Genomic DNA, 1,458 nt, shown 5'->3' with positions numbered 1-1,458 from the left:
CGGCCGCGCAACGCGAAATATGGATCGCCGAGCAGCGGCTCGGGGAAGTGAACCGAGTTTTCCGAGTGGGCGAATTCCTGGAGATCCACGGACCGGTGGATCCGGCGCTGTTCGAACAGGCACTGCTGTCGGCCGTCGCGGAGGCGGACGCACTGCACGTCAATTTCGTCGAGGAACACGGTGAGGTCCGGCAGGTCGTCCGCCGGCTCGGCGACTGGTCACCCGCGCTGGTCGATCTCAGTGCGGAGCCGGACCCCGAACAGGCCGCCCGCCGCTGGCTGGACGCCGCGGTCGCCCGGCCGATGGACCTGGCCCAGGACCGGCTGTTCGCGTACGCGCTCCTGCGGCTGGATGCCGACCGCTTCTACTGGTACCAGGGCTATCACCACGCCGTGATGGACGCCTTCGGGTCGCTGCTGATCACCCGCCGGGTCGCCGACGTCTACACGGCGCTCGCCGAGGGCCGTCCGGTGCCGCCGAGCCCGTTCGGCTCCCTGCCCGAGTTGCTGGCCGCGGAACAGGAGTACCGCGATTCCGAACGATTCACCGAAGACCGGGCATACTGGACGGAGCGTTTCGCTGACCGCCCCGAGCCGACCGGGATCGTCGACCGACCGTCCGCCGTCCCCGACCACTACCTCCGGCACACCGCCGGCCTGGACCCCGACGAGCTGACGGAGCTGCGCGAGACGGCCCGCCAAGCGCGGGTCCCTTGGTCGTACCTCGTTCTCGCCGCCACAGCCGTCCATCTGCATCGGATGACCGGCGCGTCGACCGTGGTGCTCGGCCTGCCGGTGACGGCACGCCTGAGCCAGGTGCAGCGCCGCACGCCCGGTACGGCCGCCAACGTCCTGCCGCTCAGGCTCCGGCTCCGGCCGGACATGACACTGCGCGAACTCCTCGGCCAGGTGGGGCAGCGGGTGCGCGAACTGGGCGGCCACCAGCGCTACCGCGCCGAGGACCTCCAGCGCGACCTCGATCTGCCCGGCCACACCGGGACCTGGTACGCACCCGTCGTCAACATCATGTCCTTCGACTACGCGGTGGCCTTCGCCGGCCTGCCGACCACCGCGCACAACCTCTCCTCGGGCCTGGTGGGCGACCTCACGCTCGCCGTGTGGGACCGGCGCGACGGCACCGGACTGACCCTCGACCTCAACGCGCATCCCGAGGTCTGCGCCGACCACGAACTGGCCGCACACCACGAGCGTCTGCTCGCTGTACTGCGCGCCCTCACGGCGGTGGATCCCGCCCTGCCGATCGGCAGGATCGACCTGCTCACCGAGGAGGAGCGGGCCGCCGTCCTGGCCGTCCCCGCGGACGTCCCTCCGAGGACGGAGGCCACGCTGACGGGACTGTTCGAGGCGCAGGTCGGCAGGACTCCCGACGCGACGGCTGTGACCTGCGGCGAACTGTCCTTGACATACAGGGAGTTGAACGAGCGGGCGAACCGGCTGG

The 1,458-nt window shown here is 70.9% G+C and carries 1 protein-coding gene; it reads left to right on the top strand.

Annotated elements, in window-relative coordinates:
- Positions 1-47 precede the first annotated feature (47 nt).
- Positions 48-1,458: condensation domain-containing protein (locus tag CCN72_RS10975; protein ID WP_279630229.1), on the top strand; the 1,411-nt coding region annotated here is incomplete at its 3' end.

The organism is Streptomyces murinus (assembly GCF_002154555.1).
Classification (GTDB): domain Bacteria; phylum Actinomycetota; class Actinomycetes; order Streptomycetales; family Streptomycetaceae; genus Streptomyces; species Streptomyces murinus.
This window is presented reverse-complemented; position numbering and strand designations above follow the sequence as displayed.